The sequence below is a fragment of the Candidatus Delongbacteria bacterium genome, assembly GCA_020634015.1.
In the GTDB taxonomy this organism is placed as follows: Bacteria; CAIWAD01; CAIWAD01; order CAIWAD01; family CAIWAD01; genus JACKCN01.
On sequence record JACKCN010000005.1, the window covers coordinates 108,571 to 133,129 of the forward strand.

7 protein-coding genes are annotated in these 24,559 nt (G+C 60.8%); 6 read left to right on the forward strand and 1 reads right to left on the reverse strand.

What is annotated here, in order from left to right; genetic code table 11:
• The first annotated feature begins 313 nt into the window (after positions 1–313).
• The 5 genes from H6678_10790 (at position 314) to H6678_10810 (ending at position 14,230) form a co-directional block, all read left to right on the forward strand.
• Complete coding sequence (locus tag H6678_10790) at positions 314–2,509, forward strand: helicase-associated domain-containing protein (protein MCB9474285.1); 2,196 nt, start codon at positions 314–316, stop codon at positions 2,507–2,509.
• A 90-nt stretch (positions 2,510–2,599) separates the two neighbouring features.
• Positions 2,600–3,676: an adenosine deaminase gene (gene add / locus H6678_10795; GenBank protein ID MCB9474286.1), complete on the forward strand. Its 1,077-nt coding sequence runs from the start codon at positions 2,600–2,602 to the stop codon at positions 3,674–3,676.
• A gap of 144 nt (positions 3,677–3,820) precedes the next feature.
• Positions 3,821–7,066: a lamin tail domain-containing protein gene (locus tag H6678_10800; protein MCB9474287.1), complete on the forward strand. Its 3,246-nt coding sequence runs from the start codon at positions 3,821–3,823 to the stop codon at positions 7,064–7,066.
• A 355-nt stretch (positions 7,067–7,421) separates the two neighbouring features.
• The gene (locus H6678_10805) at positions 7,422–10,118 is read left to right on the forward strand and encodes a DEAD/DEAH box helicase (protein ID MCB9474288.1); all 2,697 of its coding nucleotides are present in this window, start codon (positions 7,422–7,424) and stop codon (positions 10,116–10,118) included.
• On the forward strand, positions 10,115–14,230 hold the full coding sequence (locus H6678_10810; GenBank protein MCB9474289.1) for a UvrD-helicase domain-containing protein: 4,116 nt from the start codon (positions 10,115–10,117) through the stop codon (positions 14,228–14,230). Before H6678_10805 ends, H6678_10810 begins: the two co-directional genes overlap by 4 nt.
• A 507-nt stretch (positions 14,231–14,737) precedes the next feature.
• On the opposite strand, the gene H6678_10815 is transcribed toward H6678_10810, so the two are convergent.
• The gene (locus H6678_10815; protein ID MCB9474290.1) at positions 14,738–18,670 is read right to left on the reverse strand and encodes a hypothetical protein; all 3,933 of its coding nucleotides are present in this window, start codon (positions 18,668–18,670) and stop codon (positions 14,738–14,740) included.
• 767 nt (positions 18,671–19,437) lie between these two features.
• Here H6678_10815 and H6678_10820 point away from each other — a divergent pair.
• The gene (locus tag H6678_10820) at positions 19,438–24,105 is read left to right on the forward strand and encodes a S8 family serine peptidase (protein MCB9474291.1); all 4,668 of its coding nucleotides are present in this window, start codon (positions 19,438–19,440) and stop codon (positions 24,103–24,105) included.
• The last annotated feature ends 454 nt before the right edge of the window (positions 24,106–24,559 follow it).

Below are 24,559 nucleotides of genomic sequence, written 5' to 3' on the forward strand. Positions count from 1 at the left end.
TTTCAATACTCTGGCAGGCCCTGCAGGTGGCATTTCCGGCCTTGTCCGCCCGCCTCAGGCCATTCGCGATGTTCCTTTATGGCAGGTGACCGTTGAAAGTTCCACGCATCGGTTCCATGATGGAGCCCGCTCCCGTTCTGGTGCGTGAGGTCCCGGTTCACCCTTCGAGTCCGGAGTCCCCACCCCTCGGGGGCCGGAATGTAGTGGAATCCTGCCGCCCCATCGCCTGCTCCGCAATCCCGATCCCCCCACGATTCCGCCCGTCATCGAGCCAGATATCTGGTCCGGTCCGGCGAGCAAAGGCTGGTCTCCCATGCCCTCAGAGCTGATATCTGCCCAGATATCCCGTGCACTCAAGTATCTGGCCTGCTACATGGACAGCGATCTTGAGCACGTCGAAGTCCTGTTCTTTCTCTGTGCCGAAGGCGGCGAAACTCCGCGCGACGAGGTGTTGCGCGAGCTGGAGCGCACCCATCAGTCAGAGCCCGCCCGGATTCTTGACGAACTGCGCAGCGCCGGCCTGGTTCGCAACCGTCGCACCCAGAACGCCACGGGCGAGACGATTCCCGTACTGGCTCTGGCGCCCGATCTGGAAGCCCTGCTGCGTCTGCCGACCTTCTACCGCAACCGCCTGCGTTCGCGATTGAATCTGGAGCGGGAATCGGTTCTCGCCGGCATGGACAGCACCTTCTATCGCACTGCCCCGGCCAACTCATGGACGGGCGAGCGCAGGGTGCTGCAGCTGGCACGGTTCAAGGCCCTGCTGCTCGATCCCGAGCTCTTCAAGGCGGCCGCCGAGGAACACTTCGACCCGGCCCAGCGCGTGCTGCTGAAGGTTCTGGCCATGAATCCCCGCGGACTGACACTCAAGGACCTGCGCCGCCACATGGGCTTCTTCGGGCAGGGCATGGGCTACGACGACATCAAGGCGCACCTGTCCCAGATCTACCGGGTCAGCGGTCTGCTGTTCAGCACCGGCGGCGAGAACCTGCTGAAGCAGGACCAGTACTTCGCCGTGGAATCGCGCGTGGTGCTCGTGCAGGACGCGCAGGAAATGCTGAAGACCAACTTCGGTCTCACCAATCCTCCGCGCCAGATCTATCCCGAGTACCCGGGACGCATCGAGCCCGAAGCCTGGAAAGTGATCCACGGACCGGACATGCTGTTCCACAATGTGCTGGCCCTGCTGGTGCACGTGATCAGCAACCGCGTGTCGCGCATCCAGAAGGGCGGCATTCACAAGAGCGAAGCGCGCCGCATCAACGCACGGTTCAATCCGCCCCAGGAAGATTCGGCCCTGCTGAACGTGCTGGTGGACTACCTGGAAAACCGGGGCGTGCTCAAGCTGAACAACAAGGTCTGGGCCGTGGACGTGAGTACCGCGACCGCCTTCTTCGCCAACCCGGGCGCCAGCCTCACCGGACTCTTCGAGTACTACTTCGATGTGGACCCACTGCAGCCCGCCACCTGGATCACGCGATTCAGTGGCGCCGGCAGTGGTCGTTCGCTGGATGCCGTGCGCGTGCTCTGGGTGCTGAATCACATCAGTCCCGACGCCTGGACGTCCACCGATGACGTGGCCTGGCTGTATCTGCAGAGCGAAGGCGGAGGCAGCGATGCCCGCCTGGCCGACGTGGACCGTTTCGTGAGCCAGCTGGTTCTGCAGCCCCTGCTCTGGATGGGCCTGGTCGAAGTGGCGCGGATGCCCGAGGATGGCGGTACCGTTTTCCGGCTCAGTGCTCGCGGTCGCCTGCTGATTCGCGAAGGCAAGGCCCCCGACACCATGGGCAGCCTGTTCCGCGAAGACGAGAACCTGATCGTCCAGTCCAACCTGGAAATCTTCACCCCCGTGGGATGCCCGCCCGCCGCCGTGCTCTACCTGGCGCGATTCGCGGACCCCGAGAAGGGGCGCTTCCGGCTGAGCACCCAGTCGCTCTCCCGCGGGTTCGACAGCGGGGTGGCCGTCGAGCAGATGCTCTCATTCCTTGAAACCCGTTGCCCCAGTGGCATTCCGCAGAACGTGAGCTACATGCTCTCCGATGCGGCCACCAAACACGGACACATTCTGCTTGATCCGCAGCTGCGCGTGCTGAAGACCGAAGACGCGATCCTGCAGAAGGAACTGAGCCTGGTACCCAGCCTGCGCAAGTTCTGGCTGGCCCCGTTCTCGCCGTGCATCCTGATGATCGCCTCCAACGTGGCGGCCGAGCGGGTCGTCGAGGATCTGCGGCGCCTGGGCTACATGCCGCGTGTGCGCTGGGAATCGGTGGTGGGCGAGGATGAGACCCAGCTGGACCTCAACGGGGGTGAGATCAACTCCCTGTTGTCATTGATCCGAGCTTTTGAATTGAGTGACACGGTCAACCCGCGCCTGGCCGAATGGCTGCTGCAGGTGGACGAGGAACTGTCGCCCGAACGACGCGAACTGAAGACGGCCATTGCCCAGAAGGACCTGGGTCCGTCTTACCAGAAGCTGGAAGAACTGAGCCGGGCGCTGCGGGCACGTTGACCCCGGTTCCCGTTTGACAGACCAAGACCCGGCCGGCCGCCTGCTGATGTTGGAGAGATTCTCCCCACGCCAGGCGGCCGTGCTGCACGGATGCCCCGGGGGCAACAACTGGAGTACCCCATGAGCCTGACACGCGAAGAGATTCACGCCATGCCGAAGACGGATCTGCACGTCCATCTGGACGGTTCGATCCGGCTGGCCACCATGATCGAACTGGCCCAGGAACGGCAGATCGAACTGCCGTCGATGGACGAGAAGGAGCTGTATCGCAAACTGCGACTGGGGTCCCACTTCGACAATCTGGTGGACTACCTGAGCGTATTCCGTCACACGCTCTCGGTCATGCAGGACGAAGAGGCCCTCGAACGCACGGCCTACGAGCTGGCGGAGGACAACGCCCAGGAGAATGTGCGCTGGCTGGAAGTGCGTTACAGCCCCATCCTGCATACGGACAAGGGTCTGGGCCTGCCCCAGGTGATGGATGCCGTGCTGCGCGGACTGAAGCGTGCCGAGCGCGACTACAACATCCGCTGCGGTGTGATCATCTGCGGAATCCGCAACATCAATCCGGGCACCTCGATCCGGCTGGCCGAACTGACCGTGGCCTACAAGAACCAGGGTGTGCTCGGATTTGATCTGGCCGGTGCCGAGGCCAACTTCCCGGCCAAGGATCACCGCGAAGCCTTTTATCTGATCCGCAAGAACAACATCAATTGTACCGTGCACGCGGGCGAGGCCTACGGACCCGACAGCATCCACCAGGCACTGCATCACCTGAACGCGCACCGCATCGGTCACGCCACCCGGCTGAAGGAAGATGGCGACCTGCTGAACTTCATGAACGACCACCGCATTCCGATCGAAGCCTGCCCCACAAGCAATGTGCAGACCCGGGTCTGTGAGACGCTGGGCGATCACCCGATCAAGTTCTATCTGGATGTGGGTCTGCGGGTGACGGTGAACACGGACAATCGCCTGATCAGCAATACCACCGTCACCGACGAACTCTTCCAGGTGGCCACCACCTTCGGGATGGACCGGGAAGACGTGCTGAAACTGATCACCAACGGCTTCAAGAGCGCCTTCCTGCCCTTCCGCGAAAAGCGCAGGATGATACAGGCCGTGCTGACCGAAGTGGGTTACGAGAACACCCTCGTCGGATACTGACGGATTCTGGCGGCTCTGAACGCGGCCGCCCGACACGCCCATGCATTGGACTGGCCTCCGGCCAGCCGTTGATTCGCGAGGCGTGATTCAGTGTCGTTCTGCCAGAACCAGATTGCACTTTCACCAGAGAAGAGGACCAGAGACATGAAGAAGACGATCGGGTTGTTCCTGCTGCTGCTTATGGCGGCAACCCGGCTCACGGCCCAACAGGCAGAATACCTCGTGATCAGCGAGGTGCGCTACTACGAAACCTCGGGCATCAACGAGGAATTCGTCGAACTGTACAACCCCACCAATGCCGCCATTGAGTTGAGCGGACACAAGATCCAGTACAAGTCCTCGACGGGCGTGAACTGGACCGACAAGACCACCTTCACCGCCAATGACGTGATCCAGGCCAAGGGATTCTATCTCTATGGTGGATCCGCCACGGTGCCGGTTCCCGACGTCTCCAGCGCCGCCACCCTGGGCCTGGGCAATTCGGGCGGACACGTGCGCCTGCTGAACAGCAGCCTGGTCGAACTGGACCGCGTGGCCTGGGGCGCGGCCGACTCGCCCGAAGGCACCGTGCTGGGATCACACGAACGCGGTGGCAGTTTCGAGCGCAAGGCCTTCGAGACGTCCACGGCCGCCAGCATGGAAGCCGGTGGTGCCGACGAGACCGAAGGCAATGGCTGGGACAGCGATGACAACTCCAGCGATTTCGTGATTCACAACAGTCTGGCCACCGCCAATCCCCAGAACGGCTCCAGCCCCATCGAACCGGATGTGCCCCTTGTGGACGGCAGCGGCACGGTGAGCGTGAGCCCCTCCAGCATCACGGCTCCCGGGCCGGCAAATCTTGCCTTCACCTTCACCGCGGGCGACACCCTGCTGACCACGGTGCAGATTGAGCTGCCCGCCGGCTGGAACTATCAGTCGGCGATGATTTCCGGCGCGGGTTTCTCCCAGGCCAATTTCATCGAAAACCCCAATGATGTGGTGGTGAATGCCGCTGCTCTCCAGGGTGCCGACACGGGCATTCTGACTCTGGTGGGTGTGACCGTTCCCACCACCTCGGGCAACTTCACGGTGCATGCCCGCACGGCCACCGCCGATGGCACACTGGCCGTGATCCAGGTGCAGCCCGTGGTGCAGGTGATTGGCGACCCGATTGACATCAGCGAACTGCACAACAACAATGGCGACGGCCTGCCCGTGCTGCTGGGCCAGGTGGTCGTGGTGCGCGGTGTGGTGACCCTGGCCAACGAGCTGGGCATTGCCGCCTACATGGAAGATGCCACCGGCGGCATCGTGGTCTACGACGCGACCTTCGCCGACGGCGTGAGCATCGGCGACGATGTCACCGTCATCGGCACGCTGACCCAGTTCAACGGTCTGGCCGAGCTGACCCCCGGCACGGTCATCGAGACGCACGCCACGGGTGTCGAGGTGGAACCCACCGCGGTCACCTGCCTGCAGATCTCCAATCAGGGAGCGAGTGGCGAACCCTACGAAGGCCGATTGGTGCAGCTCTACGGGGTGACGGTGGCCGGCACCGGCACCTGGGCGGGCAACACCAACTATGTGATCAGCGACGGCACGGGCAGCACCGAGCTGCGCATTGATTCCGACTGCACCCTGGTGGGCCTGCCCATCCCGGGTGACCCCTTCGACCTGATCGGCAATGTCAGCCAGTACGACTTCAGTGCTCCGCACACCAGTGGTTTCCAGGTGCTGCCGCGCTTCGCCAGCGACGTGATCCAGAGTGGTGGCCCCGGCATCAGCGGCGGCCCCTGGGAAAGCGGACATACCCAGAGTGGGCTGAGCATCTCCTGGACCACGACCCTGCCCGGTGCCAGCATCGTGACCTGGGGCCTGACCGAAGCCCACGAGATTGACAGCCTGGTCTACGAGAACAGCACCACCCAGCACAGCGTGGACATTGCCGATCTGGACCCCGCCACCGCATACCATGTGCGCGTGGGCGCCGTCGATGTGAGCGGCTCGAGCATGACCAGCGACTTCCTGGTATCCACGGTGTCTCCGTCCTCCAGCCCCGGCACGATGGAGGTCTTCTTCACCAAGGATGTCGAGAGCGAGTACGCCCTGCCCGGCAACGAGGCCAACGGCAACCACGACATGATCGGCGAGATCGTCAACCTGATCGATGGCGCCGAGACCAGCCTGGACTGTGCGCTGTACAGCCTGAACATCAATGCGGTTCTGGATGCCATCGTCGATGCCCACGATCGCGGAGTGGCCGTGCGCTTCATCTACGATTCGGATCACGACCAGGGTGAAGTGGCCCAGATCGCGAATGCCGGTGTCACGGTCATTGACAACAGTTTCGGCAGCAACGGCGCGCAGGGCATCCAGCACAACAAGTTCCTGATCGTGGACGCCGCCGACGAGGATCCCTCCAACGACCGCGTCTGGATGGGCGGGATGAATTTCATTGACACGCCCAGCAACGGCATCTACGCCAAGGACAATGCGATCCTGATCGCCGACCAGGCCATCGCGCGCACCTACACCCTCGAGTTCAACGAGATGTGGGGCAGCGACACCATGACCCCCAATGCCGCCAACTCCCGTTTTGGCGAGTTCAAGACCAACAACACGCCCCATCATTTCGTGGTGGGCGGGCGCCAGGTGGAAGTCTGGTTCAGCCAGGGCGATTTCGTCTCACAGCAGATGCGCAACCTGATCGCCACCGCCGATCACAGTCTGTACTTCAATATTCTCTCGTTCACCCTGAACGATGTGAACTACGCCATGCGCGACCGATTCGAGGATGCGGGCGTGGCCGTGCGCGGCAACTTCGATGATCAGGGCGACCAGTTCAGCGAGTGGACCGACATGCTGGCCTGGGGTGCCGACATTCACACCGATGCCGGCCCCGGCATCCTGCACAGCAAGTACCTGATCGTGGACGCTGAGCACGCCGACTCCGATCCCGCGGTCTGGACCGGCTCCTTCAACTGGAGCAGCGCCGCCGACAACATCAACGATGAGAATGTGGTGGTGGTGCACGACGAGCTGATCGCCAACCAGTACCTCCAGGAATTCGCCAACGTGTACCACGACGCCGGCGGCACCGCCGACTTCGTGGTGGGCATCGAGGAACGTCCCGGGCGCCCCGTGGGCCTGAGCATCACGGATGTCTACCCCAACCCCTTCAACCCGCGCACCACGCTCGATTTCCAGCTCGAGCGCTCCGACATGCTGAGCGTGGAGATCTGCAACCTGCTGGGCCAGCGCGTGAGCCAGATCGATCTGGGCCTGACCCCCGCCGGCACCCACCAGCTGCCCCTGGACCTCTCGGCCCAGGCCAGCGGCATGTACCTGGTGCGCCTCAGCGGCGAGCGCCAGGGCAGCGCCGTGCGCAAGGTCATGCTGGTCAAGTAGACCTTTCCCCCAGCCAGACACAAAGCGCCCCGATCCTGCTGGATCGGGGCGCTTTCATCGCTGGCTTGTCAAAGCGAAGCGTGCCCAACAATCATCTTTTCGGCGAATACCGACTTCCCTTGCAACCCCTGCCTGGACAACAGCTTTTGAGTGCCTTGTTTGGTTGGCCGAACGACGATGGCTGAGGAATGGAATTACACATTCGGTATGAACAAACGATACTTGTAGCTGCGTTTCATCGTTTAGCCGCAGTGATAATGGCGCAAATCCATGACTGTGCCAGACAACTCCAGGGTCGAGAATGGCGACTGCAGACAGACCAGTTCCTGGTCATCCCCTGGCCGGAAAACCGGTCGTGGCACTCGATATCGAATGGGACGGATACGGGGTGCGTCAGTTGGGGCTGGCGGGGCCTGAGGGCAGTCGTCTCTTCGACTCGAAGGATGCAATCCAGCGAGTTCTCGCAGGACTCCAGGATAGAAAGCCACTTGTGATCGGGCACAACCTGTCACGTTGGGACCTGCCGCGTCTGAAACAATGGCTTCCGGAAATGGGTGACTGGCGATTTCCCGTGTTGGATACTCTCGATTGGCAGGTGGAACTGACTCCCTGGCGTCGCAATCTGGCGCTCAAAACACTGCACAGAGCGGACACGGATGCACTTAATGCCCTGGATCTGTTCGTCCGGCAACTTGGTGAGCTTGCCCGAGCAGGTGTGATCCAGCAAGGCACTCTTTCTCAAGCCGCCGAAGCCAGTGCGCATCTTCATGTGGATCACAGCGGACTTCTTGCACTGGCAGAACGACTGACAATTCTTCCGATCTTGCCACTGTCTCTGGATCAGCTGCTTGGACAGCCTGCCTCCGAAGAAAGTCTGGAACCCGAGGGAATCCATCCCTGGCTGGAGCGAGTACTGGAAGTTGTCCCGGCAGCCGATGTGTCAGATCGAGCAACAGCTCCCGCCATGTCAAGACTTGTCGTGCTTCCTCCTCATCTGATCCATGGTTTTGCCAGTCGGCGCCGTACGACGGTTCTCGGGAGCGCTGGCGATCTCTGTCTTCGGCTCTCGACAAGAGCCTGGCGAACATGGTCAACCGGACACAGCTTGTCTCTGCGGTCTATTCATCCAATGGCAGGAACTGAGCCAGGGCAAAGGGCAAACTGCATGGAATGCCCCGAAGAAGGATGCCCAGCGCATCCACAGCGACAAGCGCTGTGGTTGGTTGGATGGGATGAACTGGATTCCGGAGCAGTGCAGCACTTCCTGAGAACCAACACACCATCCAGCACACTTCAAGTGGGAGGTGACGCGGCCATACCAGGGACCCGGCAAGATCACGGGCGCATTGGAGAGGAACGACTCGGTGATACGGGCTTGCTGATAGGGTCCATCACTCTGGGACACGCCCCGGAACAGCGAATTCGTCTCTCGGCAGAAAAAGTCGATCAGCTCCTAAAATCGGATATGAACATTGTCAGCCATCAAAGGGAATGGTACTTGCAACGAGACCCATTGTGGGGATTTCGTCTCACGTCAACGTTGAAGGATCCAGAATCATTGGCCAGTCACATCGGGGCAGGTGCACCGGAGTCCATGAGTGCGCTTCTGAACTGGGCAGCCAGTGAGCGTGCTGAATTGCATTGCTTCCGGGAGACGGACGATCCAGATGCAAAGTCTCCGGCTCCAGTGCCCATATCGGCCGGCAGCCCCATGCGTGCGGACTACTGGCTTGGCGTGTTGCCCTGGTTGGGGAAGCTGCTGGGCGAAGTCCCGATACTGGTTCTCGTTCGCTTCACTGCGGATGTGGATGCGTTATGCACGGTTCTCAAGAACTGGCGTTCGTCATTGACCCTTGTGGACGAAACAGACCCGGCGGTCTTGATTCGCAGACTCAGGCGGAGCGGCACAGGTATCGCTGTACTGCCGATGTCCTGTCTGGACGAACTTCCGGGACTGGAGCCCGTGGGAATACGCTTGGTGTTCGAGTGCATCGATACCGAATGGCTTCCGTCCAATCGATCCATGCCGCTACCGGAGCCTTCACCAAGCGAAAGGGAAAGCCAGGATCTGCTGGACGCAACATCCGAGACCCTCATCGATACGGGACTGAACACGGAAACGGACCCAGTGCCAACGCATCACGTACTGCCATCGGGTTGGCGAAGGATCGGTGCCGAGAACTGGCTTCGTTGGGTGGGGCGTGTGTTGCAGGACTGGAATGCTGTCGGAGGAGCAGATGCCTGGGTCCTGGATTTTCGGCTGATTCGTGCGCCTCGGGTTGGAGTTGAGGTTGTCTTGCATGACACCATGGCACCATCACCAACACCAGATCTGAGGAATCTTGTGATGCAGGCCTTCAACCGGGATACACCTGTACGGAGTACTCCAGCAGTCCCTGAGGAAGTCTGGCGACCATTGCTCGAAAAGGCCTTCCTTGCGGGTCGTGGTGCAAACGGTGGACCCGGTAGCTTCAGAGATGAACAGATCGCCTACCTGCGACGCGTGATGGAAGGTGAACGGGATCAGATCGTCGCTCTTCCTACAGGAGGTGGGAAGTCGTTGATCTTTCAGTGTCCTGCCCTGCTGAAAGGATTCTGGAACGGCAGATTGAGCGTGGTCGTGGCTCCTCTTCGTGCCTTGATGACGGATCAGGTGGCCGCATTGATGAATCTGGGAATCGTGGGGGTGGTTGAAGCTGTCACGGGGGACCTTGATCCTTTCGAGCTGCAGGACATCTACCAGCGCATTGCCGGTGGCGAAATCTGGATGGTGTATGTCTCACCGGAGCGCTTTCGAAGCCGTGCATTCATGAAGTCTTTGAAGCAGCGGTTGAAACGCGATCAAGGAGCCCAGTACTGGGTCTTTGACGAAGCACATTGCATCAGTCAGTGGGGCCTTGATTTTCGCCCCGATTACTGTTCTGCGGCAAAAACTGCGGCAGATCTTCGTGATACGGGGGATCACAGAGCCCCAATCCTGTTGCTTTCAGCCACACTATCAGATCAGAGTCGGCAGGAGCTGGATCAAATCTTCGGGAAATCCGGAACATGATCGAGCACCCAACTCACCGTCCGGATCCCATTCCGGACCACTTGCGAATCGAAGTGCTGCGTGTTGATCACCGGACCGAGCCGAGCCTCGAGATACTTCACTCTCGATTGAAAGGAGTTGAGACCCCGATCAGGACCCCTGCGCATCTGCTGCATCGGCTGGACCATGTGTGCGACAGGTTGGGAGCAAACTTCAATCCTGCCACGAGCCGAGCCTTGCTGTTCGCGCGAACCCGTGCGCATACCATGGCATTCGCGGAATTGTTGAGGGCCATGTTCTCATCCAGAAATATGAGGCTCCTGGTTGCCGCATTCCATGCGGGTCTCTCCAGCGAAGAACGTCTAGAGTTGTACGAACAATTCCTCGATGGCCGTCTGCATGTGTTGGTGTCCACCAAGGCTTTCGGAATGGGCATGGACATTCCCAACATCCATTTTCTGGCTCATCTGGAGATGCCCACAACCCTTGAGGATTACTTGCAGGAAATCGGACGAGCCGGCCGGGATCGAAACAGGCTGAAGGAAGCGGGATACTCGGCAGATAACCCGATCCGCTGCCTTTTGTATTACAGTCAAGATGAAATCAATCGTTCCAGAGGTTTTCTGCGTAGCGGACGCCTTCTCTGGAACAGTCTTCAGGATGTTCAGAACAGTCTGTTCAAGTTGTGTCGACTTGTGCGTGGCAATCTTCGAACAGGACTTCTGGTCATTCCGCTGGAAGCCGCCAAGTTCGATGGCCTGAATGACTTGACAGACGGCCAATTGCGCATGGCACTTCATTGGCTCGAGGCGTTGAAGCGAATTCGCCTTGGACACTTTGTGCCGCCCTACCTCTCCTTTCGCCTGGGAGTTTTCCCTGATGCTAGTGACACAGCTCCCGGCGCGGTCCTGTCAAGGCGAGTACGGGAACTGGCACGTGGGAATGAAACCGCCCAGGTGGACTCAAACGAGCTGCTCAAGGTGCTCAGAGCCAAAGATCTTGACACTGTGTTCTCTGCAATCCGAGAGGCCGAGTCCCGTCAATATCTCTTGTCGCTCGATGAAGTGCAGCTTCGCGTGGATTCGCAATTCGGCCCGGATGAGATCGAGTGGTGCGTGAAACACGGGCGTCTGCCCTTCCGCGTGACCGCGCGTCTCCACTTTGCCAGAGAGTTGATTCAAGGGATGATCACCAGAGATCTGGAGCTTGTCCGATCGGAGATGCAGCAACGCATCAGAGACTTCATCAATTCAGAGATGGAAGGACAGTCCACAGGATGGCTGATTGGGTCAAGACGGGAAGATCTGGCAAGGCGGCGCGAGCTGTGGAGTGATTTCCAACGCCGAACCGTTGAAGGGCAACTGCGACCACTCCATCGTATCCTGCGGCATGATGGAGGAGTCCGCATCGAATCACGCTTTGATCTGACATTGGGTGTCGTACAGACATTCAGGAGATTGAAGAACGATGCAGGGAAAGCGCTAAGCAGACTTGAGCACCTTTGCATGCTGTTGCTGGCACACGCAACCGAATCCACTCGAAAGGGCAAACCCGTCAGACTTTCTGCTTTGATGGCCGATCTCGATTGCAGCCTTGGGGAGCTTGATTCGGCCATGGGTGTGCTCCATGCGTGTGGAGTTCTGGTCAATGACAGTCTTCTGGGGCGCAGTATTGAATTGGAGATCACGACTACCCGAAGACTCAATCAACCATTGCTGAATGACCGGAATGTGAAACGGGATTTCAGGGAGCATCAGCGATTGGGTGAGCTCCGACTGGCCAGTCTGGATCTAGCTTCGCATCTGGACTCATCACAGCAGAGGGATCTCTTTTCCAGGTTCTTCGCTTGCTCGAAATCTGAAGAAATCGAAACGCTCCTGAGAGATTTTCTGGATGATCATTCAAATCGAGACCGCTGGAAGAACTCCGGCGAACTGGAAGAAACGGAACGGATCCTCCAGGAAGTCAAGCAACAGGGATTGAAAACCGGACTTGAAGATCTGGACGAGAACCAACGTCGAGCGGTGCTGCAGGATCCTTCCACCCATGTGCTGCTGTCGGCTGGTCCGGGAAGTGGCAAGACTCATCTGTTGGTACATCGCTGTGCGTGGCTGTTGCTGGAGAAGGAACTTCGCCCCTCCCAACTGCTGGTGTTGGCCTACAATCGCGCCGTGGCCCTCGAATTGCGAAGTCGACTGCGGCAATTGTTTCACAATCTGGGAATCCGGGGGGAAGGTGAACGCGTTCCTGTGCTGACTTTGCATTCCTGGGCTGCCCGGACACTGCGTGGCCGAACGCGATTCATGCCTTTGGATGAGTTCCATGCTGCACTGAATGAGCTCGAGATCGTACACCCGGAGTGGATCGAAATCTGGACACGCTCAAGAACGGGAACCAAAGCGAGGCGGCCAATTCTTCGAAGAATTCCTGAAGGGTACATGGTCAGGGAGGATCTGCTGATCACGCGCGAACATCCTGATGACCCCGGGAAATCGGTCGAAGGAGTTCGCTTGCCCCTGGAGATGTGGATTTCCTGGGCAGCCTGGCTGCTGGAGTCCACACCGGGGCTGACAAAACCTCAACATGTACTGCTGGATGAAGTACAGGATCTGAATCGGGAGCGCCTTGATCTCGTGCGTTCCCTGGTACCAGACCGCTCAGTGTCCCTGTTTGCTGTCGGTGATCCTGATCAGTCGATATATGGATATGAACGGCGGATTGATGGCGATCCAATGGACCCCATTCACTTCCTGAATCTGTTGGTGGAGCATCTGGAACAGGAGGGTGGCCAGGTTTCACGGTTGACTCTCAGGAGAAACCACCGCAGCACAGCTCCAATTCTTGAGGAGGCACATCGCTTTCAGGCCATAAGTGGGGAGAAGCGTCAGACTTCAAAAGTTGCGGGCGGAATGCCTGTGCGCCAGATTCAGGTTGAATCGGAATGGTTGCCAGCTCTTGTGGATTCAGTGTTCCAGTTGGTGATCGGGGAGAACAGGCGTTTGGTCACTGATTCACGGGATCGCATCGGTGTGCTTTTCCGGACCAATGGCGAGTTGCTGTTGGCCCAGCAGGCTCTGCTGAAGGATGAACGCTTCCAGAACCTGATGCAGATGAAAGCTGTCCGTGTGATCACTGACAGGCACTATGAGCATTTTTATGGCTTCCGGGAGTGGCTTCTTGTGCGGGAAGCTCTTGGGCGCTTGCCGGAGTATGTGAGACCGGATCTTGTTCTGCCTCAACTTGAAATCCTTCGGCAGGAATTCAGAAAACTGCCAGGCCGATGGAACACCTGGGCGTTCAATGCAGGGGTGGCCTTGGCGAGGCTACTGATTGAAGACAGGCCGAACGACGTGTCTCGTGAAGAGTATCTCGCCGAATTGGACGATCTGGTACACGAACCCGCATCCATGTTGCAAGCATTGACCGGTACAGGTCACAAGGGGACGTCCAAAGCACGGCCCACGACCATCGTGTCCTTGAGCACGATCCATCGAGCCAAGGGTCTGCAATTCGACAAGGTGATTCTGGCGCCCACGCACCATGAACTGACCTTGATGGAGGAGGACAGGGAGGAAGAACGTCGAATCCAGTACGTGGCACGCACACGGGCAGCCAGAAATCTTGTGATCATCAAAGGACCACGTGAGCGAGCCTTCGAGGAGAACCAGTGCTATCGCAACCCATTGCCTCAGGTCCTTGTACTGGACTCGGCGGAGAAGATCTATCTGTCTGGCATGGTACACGAGAAAGCCTTTTCAACCGTGGAAGGGCTGGAAGACCACCAGCGATTTCTGCATGAAGAAGTGCGATTCGAAGCCCCATTGCTGCTTGTTGGCAATCAACTGCGCCTGGTTCAGGCGGAAGGTTTTCAACGTGTGGTGGGACTGATTTCCCAAGCCTTCCAGAAGAACATTCTGAAACACCTCTCCTGCCTTGGACTGCCATCGTTCACTCCAATGAGCGGACTGTCGGTGGGCTCCGTGATCCGTCGGGAGTTGACGGAGGACGAGCTCAAGTTCCGGATTCATCCTTGGATTCAGGCTCGAGGATTCTACTGGTATGTGATGCCCGATGGCTTTCTCGAGCCTGTCCCCATCAAGGATTCCGACGATTCATTGGCGGCGAATGCTTGAAACACTTCTTCCGACTTTCACATGTGATCTTTTCTGACAAGCGCCCCGGAAATGCCGGGGTGCTTTCATACTGTGCTATCGCAGCCCCGACGGGTTGGGTTCTGGTCACCTTGTCTCACCCGTCCCGGCTCAATCAGGTCGTCCAGAAAAGTTCTCCCGGAATGTGACATCACCTGAATCTGGCCGGCGGCAGGCAGCTTTCCGCGACCACTCGATGAATTTGCTGCGCTCCTGTGATACTCAGATCAATCGTGTCGCCCATCATGCTGCCGAGCAGGGTCTCTGGCGATGGCAGGAACATGGTAGACCACCCGAGGCGGAACGTCATGTACCGCATGTGCGGACCGTTGCGGGATGTGAGGTCGTGGGTGTGCGCATCAGTCAGGTACTTCGCAGGCGAATGTGCACGTCATGTTCGTCGGCTGGTGCCAGGCACCCGGACCCATTGAGCAGAACCGGCCGCTCCCATGTGAGGAGCGGCCGGTTCGCTGCATCAATGGTCAGGACCTAACGGCAACCACCCGAGCGGGCCGTGGCTACGGGAATCTCGGCCGTGGCGTAGAAGAACAGGCGATCGGGCAGGGCGCTGCGGGGCAGGTCCAGCCAGCTGTCTGTGGTGTTGGCGATCAGGGTCCCCATGGCATTGATCGGCCAACCGGGCTCGGGGCTGCTGTACAGATTGTAACTCAGCGCGCCGACCACGGGACACCATTCGAAGTGGAAGGAATCCGCCGCGGCGTGGTAGTCAATCGAGATTCGCAGCACATTCACTTCGCTTGCGGGCAGATAGGTCACCAGGCCCTTGGCGGGGTCGTCCACCTCATCCCAGATCCGGTCGGAGGGGGTGAAACCGTCCGAGGTGCACCAGCCGTTGTAGCGGGCGTCCACATCGCCGGCCCCATTGTTGTAGAGGTACCAGGTGCTGTTGCCGAGGAAACTGTTCGAGAGCGCCAGGCTGTTGCCGATGGTCGTGGTGGCGCTGTTCTCAAGGCGGATCGCGGTGGCATTGTCCTCGAAAGTGCAATTGGCCACCAGCGGATAGCTGCCTGTCAGTCTCAATCCGTTGGTCAAGGCCGCGCCCAGTTGGCATTGGCGCAGGGTGTCCGGCTGGTTGGTACTGGAGAACACCAGGTTCTCGCCGGCCAACTCAATGCGGCAGTGTTCCATGGAGGACACCGCCCCTCCAAAGTCCGCATTGTTGCCGAAAGTGATGCCGTTCCATCCACCACTCAGGCCATCGTCCGCGGTGAAGACAATGGGGTCGCTGGCACTGCCCTGGGCAGTCAGCTGCCCTCGCCAGGCATTGTTGTTGCCCGTATCGTAGCTGATGCGCAGGCTGGCGCCCGGGGCGAAGCGCAGTTCGCTGCCGGCGGTCAGGGTCAGGCGCGGATTGGCGGAGCCGAAGACATATGTCGTGCCCGTGAATACCACCGGCTCGGAGTATCCGGCGATGTCAAGAGTCAGATCCCCTTCGACCTGACCCGTGTAGGCGACGCGGTTCTCGCCATTGCCGGTGCGGGTCACGGCGCTCATCGCGGGCAATGGGCTGCCGCTCAGCAGGACCGAGAAGTCGGCGTTGTCGTGAATCGACAGGTTGGAGAGCGCGGGATCGGTGGAGACCCCCAGCAGAAAAAGCCCCTCATCGGATGCGTCACGCAGTTCCAGGTTGGCGAGGGTGGCAGGCTGGGTGGTGTCGTGAAGGGCCAGGTTGCGCGTGGCCATTTCGATGAGGCAATACTCCAGTTGGCAGGTCGCTCCCCCGGTGTCGGCGTTGCCCCCGAACTGCAGGCCATTCCAGCCACCACTGAGTCCGTTGTCGGCGGTGAACACGATGGGATCCAGGGCCGTGCCCACGGCGGTCAGCTGGCCGCGCCAGACATTGTTCTCTCCGGCGTCGTAGCTGATGTTTAGCCGCGCCCCACTCATGAAGCGCAATTCGCTGCCGGCGGTCAGGGTCAGGCGTGGGTTGGCAGGGCCGTATACATGGGTCGTGCCCGTGAAAACCACCGGCTCGGAGTATCCGGCGATGTCAAGAGTCAGGTCTCCTTCGATCTGGCCCGTGTAGGCGACGCGGTCCTCGCCATTGCCGGTGCGGGTCACGCCGCTCATCGCGGGCAAGGGGCTGCCGCTCAGCAGGACCGAGAAGTCGGCGTTGTCGTGAATCGACAGGTTGGAGAGCACGGGATCGGTGGACACGCCCATCAGGAAGAGTCCCTCATCGGATGCGTCACGCAGTTCCAGATTGGCCAGAGTGGCGGGCTGCGTGGTGTTGTGCAGGGCCAGATTGCGGGTGGCCTTCTCGATGAGGCAGTGCTCCAGTTGGCAGGTGGCTCCTCCCGTGTCGGCGTTGTTGCCGATCAGCAGGCCATTCCAGCCGCCGCTGAGACCGTTGTCGGCGGTGAACAGGATCGGGTCCAGGGCCGTGCCCACGGCGGTCAGCTGGCCGCGCCAGACATTGTTGTCTCCGGCGTCGTAGCTGATGGTGAGCCGCGCCCCACTCATGAAGCGCAACTCGCTGCCGGCGGTCAGGGTCAGACGTGGGTTGGCGGAGCCATATACGAATGTCGTGCCGGTGAAGACCACGGGCTCCGGATACCCGACGATATCAAGAGTCAGATCCCCTTCGATCTGGCCCGTGTAGGCAACCCGGTCTTCGCCGTTGCCGGTGCGGGTCACGCCACTCATCGCGGGCAGAGGGCTGCCACTCAGCAGGACCGAGAAGTCGGCGTTGTCGTGAATCGACAGGTTGGAGAGCACGGGATCGGTGGACACGCCCAGCAGGAAAAGCCCCTCATCGGATGCGTCACGCAGTTCCAGATTGGCCAGAGTGGCGGGCTGGGTGGTGTTGTGCAGGGCCAGATTGCGGGTGGCCTTCTCGATGAGGCAGTGTTCCAGTTGGCAGGTGGCTCCTCCCGTGTCGGCGTTGTTGCCGATCAGCAGGCCATTCCAGCCCCCGCTGAGTCCGTTGTCGGCGGTGAACACGATGGGATCCAGGGCCGTGCCCACGGCGGTCAACTGGCCGCGCCAGGTGGTGTTCTCGCCCGAGTCGTAGCTGATGGTGAGCCGGGCACCGGTCCTGAAGCGCAGTTCACTGCCCGGAGTCAGGGTCAGGCGCGGGTTGGCGGATCCGTAGACGAATGTCGTGCCCGTGAAGACCACGGGTTCGGTGTAGCCCGCGATGTCAAGCGTCAGATCTCCCTGGATGTCGCCCGTGTAGGCGACCCGGTCTTCGCCGTTGCCGGTACGGGTCACGCCGCTCATCGCGGGCAGTGGGCTGCCACTCAGCAAAACCGAGAAGTCGGCGTTGTCGTGAATCGACAGGTTGGAGAGTACGGGATCGGTGGACACGCCCAGCAGGAAGAGCCCCTCATCGGATGCGTCACGCAGTTCCAGGTTGGCCAGAGTGGCGGGCTGGGTGGTGTTGTGCAGAGCCAGGTTGCGGTTGGCTTTCTCGATGAGGCAGTGCTCCAGCTGGCAGGTGGCTCCTCCCGTGTCGGCGTTGTTGCCGATCAACAGGCCATTCCAGCCGCCGCTGAGTCCGTTGTCGGCGGTGAACACAATGGGATCCAGGGCCGTGCCCACGGCGGTCAGCTGGCCTCGCCAGGTGGTGTTCTCGCCCGAATCGTAGCTGATGGTAAGCCGGGCACCGGTCCTGAAGCGCAGTTCACTGCCCGGGGTCAGGGTCAGGCGCGGATTGGCGGCGCCGTAGACGAATGTCGTGCCGGTGAATATCACAGGCTCGGAGTAGCCCGCGATGTCCAGCGTCAGATCGTCCTCGATGATGCCCGTGTAGGCGACGCGGTCCTCGCCATTGCCGGTGCGGGTCACGGCGTTCATGGCCGGCAATTGGCTGCCATTCAGCAGGACCGAGAAGTCGGCGTTGTCGTGAATCGACAGGTTGGAGAGCGCTGGATCGGTGGAGACTCCCAGCAGGAAGAGCCCCTCATCGGATGCGTCACGCAGTTCCAGGTTGGCCAGAGTGGCGGGCTGGGTGGTGTTGTGCAGGGCCAGGTTGCGGATGGCCTTCTCGATGATGGCGTGCTGAAATTGACTGGTGGAACCGCCCGTGTCGGCGTTGTTGCCGATCACGACGCCTTCCCAGCCACCGCTGTTGCCGTTGTTCGCCGTGAACAGGATCGGGTCCAGCGCCGTGCCCACGGCATGCAGTTCACCCATCCAGGCGACGTTCTCGTAGCCATTGTAGCTGATGAACAGGCCGGCACCGGGCTGGAAACGGACTTCCACTCCGGGTTCGATGGTCAATCGAGGGGCCGTGGATCCATAGACGTACAGGTCGCCCTGCACGATGTACGGGCTGCCGGCGAGGTTCCAGGTCGTATTGACGGTCAGGGTTCCGCCGGGCACCAGGGTGCTGGCCATGGCCAATGTTGGCAGAATGGCGCCCAGCAGGGCGAGCCGTCGAAGCATTGCAGGCGACATGTATCTCTCCTCTGATTTTTGCTGAATGGAAGTTCGTGAGCAAGATCCGTGCCCTGATCAGAGCTTCAAAACGCAAACTCTGTTTTGTCATCAACAATCATTCTTGACTCAATTGCAAGCGTTGCTGTGTCATGTGCGGGATTCTGCACAACAGGCTGCCGTGAACCGCTGCCATGCGATTGCGCGTCCGTTCCTGAGGGGCATGCTCCTTGATCCAGCAGCCAACCGACTGTCAGTGGCCTGAGCAAGGCGAAGCGGGGCTGAGCCTGTCGCGGTTCCGGGCCTCTGTCTGGGTGGATGCCGCTGGGTACTTCTCCCCAAGGCGGCAGGGTTTTCTGCCCGGACGAACCCTGACGGGCTCGGGTGTCTTCGTGGTGGCGGTGGGTCTTCCGTTCCTGTGGGGATGGACGTTGAGGCGGGCAAGCCGAAACCTGTGTCTCACGCCCGCACCTGGGCCCCCGGAGAGACAGAGCGACCAGAGCCCGCGGGTGGCAGTCCGCTCGATTCAGGGCCGTGCCCGGGCTGGCATGAGCTCACGATCACACGCGGTGTGACAGTGACTCGCAGTGATCTCCAGCACCGTGACTGGGCAGGAACCTGTGGGATACTGCTTGAAAGCTTGATACTGGAGCCTGAATTCGCCACTGTTGTCGGCGGGTTCCCAGTCACACGTCTCCTGGAACATCATGCGGGCCACACTTTTTCCGCTCCTCCTTGTTTTCCTTGCCTTGCACCCACGGGCAACCGCATCCACTCCATCACCGGAATTGCAGGCAGCGCTGAACTCTCTGCCCGCAGACAGCACTCTGAGTGTGCTGGTGGAGGTGGGGGAGCCCTTTCCACTTCAGCAGCTGGAAGAGGATATCCTTCACCAGGGGGCCGGACGCCAGCAGCGTCACGAGCGTGTGGTGAGTGAACTGCAGGAGTGGTCGAAATCCCGGCAGAAGCCGCTTGTCGAGTGGCTCGAAGCGCGTCGTGCGTCTGGTGAGACGCTTGACTGGACGCCCTTCTGGATCACCAATGGTCTCCATCTCCGCGCAGGGCGCGAGCTGCTGGAGGACCTGGCCCGACAACCGGGTGTGCGTCACATGGAGCTGGACCGGGCCATCGTCAATGCCAATCCGACAAGGAGTGACGGCGGAGGTACGCCATGGAACCGGACACTCTCGCAGAGTCTTCTGGTGATTCATGCCCCCGAAGTCTGGCGACTGGGCTATTCGGGCGAGGGTCGGCTTGTCTGCAACATCGACACGGGTGTGGACCTGAATCACAGTGCGCTGAATGCGAGCTGGCGCGGGCACCATGCCCCCGTCGCCGAATGTTTCTTCGATCCGGTGCTGGGGCAGGAGTTTCCCTACGACACGCGCCAGCATGGCACACATACCATGGGCACGATGGTGGGACTCTCCAGCCTGACCGGAGACACCACCGGGGTAGCGTTCGGGGCCCAGTGGATCGCGGCAGCCGTTCTGGACCATCCCCAGGGCGAGGGTCTTGCGGGTACCGTTGCATTGGTTCTGCTGTCATTGCAGTGGGCTTGCGACCCCGATGGCGATCCGATGACACTGGACGATGTGCCGGATGTGATCAACAACTCCTGGGGCATTCCCGATGCGGGTCTGGATGTGTGTGATCCATTCTACTGGAATGCGCTGGATGCCTGTGAGGCTGCGGGCACGGTCGTGATCTTCTCGGCCGGGAACAGTGGAATCGGGGGACTGCAGAATCCGGCGGCGCGAGCCAACACCCCCTATACCTCCTTCAGCGTGGGTGCGCTGGATGCCACAGACCCGGAGAATCTCCAGGTGGCCGATTTTTCCAGCCGGGGCCCCAGCCCCTGCACCCAGGACCCCGTCAATGCCATCAAACCGGAAGTCGCCGCACCCGGCGTGGCCATCCGCTCCTGCATACCCGGGGGTGGCTACAGTGACGAATGGAATGGCACATCGATGGCGGCACCCCATGTCTCGGGCATCGTGGCGCTGATGCGCCAGGTCAATCCCGAGCTGGATGTGATCACCATCAAGCAGATCCTGATGGAGACGGCGCTGGATCTTGCCCCGGCCGGCGAGGACAATCTGTCGGGACATGGTCTGGTCAATGCGCTGGCCTGCGTGCAGGCGGCACGGGAAGGCCATGGCATCGTGAGCGGTCTGGTTACGGGCAACGGCCTGCCCCGAACCGCTTGGGTGGAGCTGCGGGACAGCGATCATCGAGTTGTCTGTGATGCAACGGGCCACTACAGCATCTCGCTTCCCGGGTCCGCGCACCATGATCTGCGCGCGGGATGTTTCGGGTTTCTGCCCCAGGACTTCGCCGTTGAATTTCTGGAAGACGAGCATCTGGTGCACGATCTGGATCTGCTGCCGGCACCACACGCCACCTTCGCCGGGCTGGTGCTGACTGAAGAGGGCGAGCCCATCGAGGGCGCTCTGGTCGAGCTGGTGGACACACCCTTGCCTCCGGTGCTGAGTGATGTGGATGGCGGGGTGGAACTGCAGCTGCCCATCGGGTACTGGTTCACCGCGCGGATCCAGGCTCAATGCTTGTTGGAGCGGGAGCTTTCCTTCTTCTTCTCCGGTGACACGCTGGTGCAGGTCACGGTGGAAAGAAATCCAGCCTGCGAACCCACCGGACCGGATGCCATGGGTTACCGGATATTCGATTCACTGGACGGACCCGGCTCTCCTGTTTTCGAATGGGAGAGCATCAGTGGGAACGGAGTCCGCCTCTTTCCCGATGAGTCCCGCAAGCACAGGGTGACCCTGCCCTTCAGCTACCGATTCCATGGTGTCCTGCAGCAGGACCTGATGATCTTCCATTCCGGCTATGTCACGCCCGGTGCACATGGCAATGATGTCAGCTACAACACATGCGTTCCATCGGGGACCGAGCCCAATGGCAGCGTGTACGCCATGTGGGACAATCTGAGGCTGGAGGATGGCGGAAGCCTGTTCTATCGCCATCGCCCCGATCGGCATGATTTCGTGGTGCAGTACGATCAGATCCCCACCCAGTCGGGGACGCAGACCGCCAGTTTTCAATTGATCCTGCGCGATCCCGCATTCTGGCCCAGCGAGGGCGGGGAAGCCCAGTGGCTGGTGCACTACAACAGTCCGGTTCCTTCGACCTGCACCATCGGCATCGAGAATCCAACAGGTCTGCAGGCCCTGCAGTATGCCTGCAACGGCGAGCTTGATCCGCATGCCAATCCGCCGGGACCGGGCACAAGTCTGCTGTTCCTTTGGGGAGACGGCACTCCCACGGTGGTGGAAGGACGGATTCTGCGCGCCGATGATCAGCTGGCGATCGCCGGAGCCGAAATCAACGCGGGCGCAGCCACCATCCGGAGTGGCAGCGATGGCGCGTATCGGCTGAACGTGCTCAGTGGAGAACTGAACCTGCGAGTCTCGGCGCGCGGGTATGCCCCGCTGGACACTCTGGTGGTCGTGCCCGGGGAAACCCCATTGGATCTGTCCCTGCAACCAGTTTCTCCCGCCACTCTGCAGGGGAGCGTCCGGGGGCCCGGGGGAGACGCTCTGGCCGGGGCCACCATCCGGATTCAGGGCTCGCTGGACAGCATGCTGATCACCGACCTGAGCGGGCGCTACATTCTGGATGCCTGGGCAGGTGAGACACTGAGCATCGAAGCCAGTGCCCCGGGCATCGGTTCACTGTCGCACACACTGACACTGGAACACGACGACCGATTCGATTTCCAGCTGACCCAGAACCCGGCCTGGTTGCCCAGCGGTCCCGATGCCTGGGGCTATCGGATCTTCGATGGCAATGATCTGGGCGGTCCCACGAGGCGCTGGTCGAGCATTGCCGGCCAGGGGACGCGCCTGACGCTGGAAGCGGACGGCTGCGCTCGACTGGCGGTACCCTTTGCCTGCAGCTTCTACGGGATCCCCTTCGACAGCCTCACCGTCAGCGAGCACGGCTATCTCACGCCCGGTCGCGGAATGTCCAGTGCCATCAATGGACCGATCCCGGGCTCACAACGTCCCAATGGCAGCATTTTCGCCCATTGGCGACGGCTTCGATTTGACCAGGCGGGAGCTCTCTGGGCCGAGTACAGCCCGGCGCACGGGGGGCTTGTGATCGAATTCGACCAAGTGGCCGTGACCTCCCAGACCGTCTCGTTCCAGATCATTCTGCTGGATCCGGAGTTGTCGGGGAATCTCGGCAGCGATAGTGATTTCCTTGTCCAGTACAAGGACCCGGGCAGTTTGAGCTTTACGGTCGGGATTGAAGATCCGGATGGGGCCACCGGTGTGCAGTATCAGCATGCGTACGTGCTCGCGGAAAGCGCAAGCCCCATCCAGGCGGGCAGCTGCCTGCTCTTCACGACAGACTCCCGGGGCCTTCTGGAGTGCGATGACGCCCAGCCTCCGCGAATCACGATCGAACCCCAGGGAGACCTGCTGCCGGGAGACAGCCCGCCGCCACTGTCGGTTGCCGTGGATGGCGCCTGTGGGCAATTGCATGTGGAGCTTGAAACACGACTGAATCAGCTTCCTTGGTCGCGAGTCACCATGGAGCACAAGGGACTGACAGCATATGAGGCACCCTTGCCCCAGAATCTTGAAGCGGGTGATCGTGTGGATTACCGTGTACTGGCGCGGGGACTTGAAGAAGGATCCACACCGGCAGTCAGTCCTGAGTATCACTTCTTCAGTCTTCCCTGGCAGATACTGTACCAGGAGTCCTTTGACGGGCAGGATCTGGGAGATTGTGAGCTGCTGCACGGTGACACGGAGCCCAACACCTGGGCTGCGGTCTGGCAGGGGCCCGTGCAGGGTTGGGCCGCCCGGGTCAGCGGGCTCAACGAAGGAGCCGGTGGGGCATTGCGTACTCCCCGGGTGGATGCGGGGCAGTCGCGGCATCCTGCCTTGAAATTCTGGCAGACACTGGTGGTGGACGGTAGTGTGTCCACGGCGACCCGGGCGACGGTCAGTCTGTCCACGGATGGGGGCGAGACTTATGATCACGAGCTGTTGGTGTGGGACAAACCGGAGGGTGTCCAGACCGACCCGCTGCAGCGGATCGGCAGTCAATGGATCGAGCTGCCAGCCATCGCTGCCGAATGCGATGACGTGCGAATCGAGTTCCGCTTCCAGAACGATGCCTGGTCCAGCTGGACGGTGGATGAGATCCATCTGTGTGACCTGATTCCGCTCAGTCCCCGGCTGGAGGTTCGCCACGAATCCGCCGGGCAGGTGTTGCTGCTTTCATGGCAGGCGGTGAATCAGGCCGTGGCGTACACCGTGGAGTTCGGCCAGACACCCACGGGGCCCTGGAGCCGGATCTGCGACACACACGATCTCTCGCTGCCCGTGTCCGTGCAGGGCAGCAGCGGGTTCTACCGGGTGCGGGCGCTGCTGGATCGTGACACTCCAACCGTCCTCGAGGATCTGCGGCCACTGCGCTGAGCAGGATGCTGCGGGTCTGGATTTCTCTCTGTGGCGCGCGCCCCATTTGTGTTCCGATGCCGGCAAAGAAAGTCCGCCCGGGCGTCAACGCGTCGCCATCGACTTCCGGCAGCGGCCTGGCCGGGAAACGGAACGGGCCCAGGGGGCGATGGGCGCGACCTAGCCTGCCGGTACACCCGTGACCAGAATCGCAGCGAGGCCAAGCATGCGCAGCGCTGGCTTCTGACCTGCATGCGCCAGACTCCGGGTCCATTGCAAGGCACTCAGTCCGGCCCGGCCCACCATGTCCGTGCGGGGCAGTTGACTGGCGCGACTGCCGGACGGAGCCAAACCGGGACAGATGCTCATCTGCCGGGCCGCGCCCAGAACGACCGAGTGTCCCAACCATGCGGCACTGGACAGCCATGGGCATGGAAAGGAAATCGATTCGGCACGAACGCGGTCGGCTGCCGGG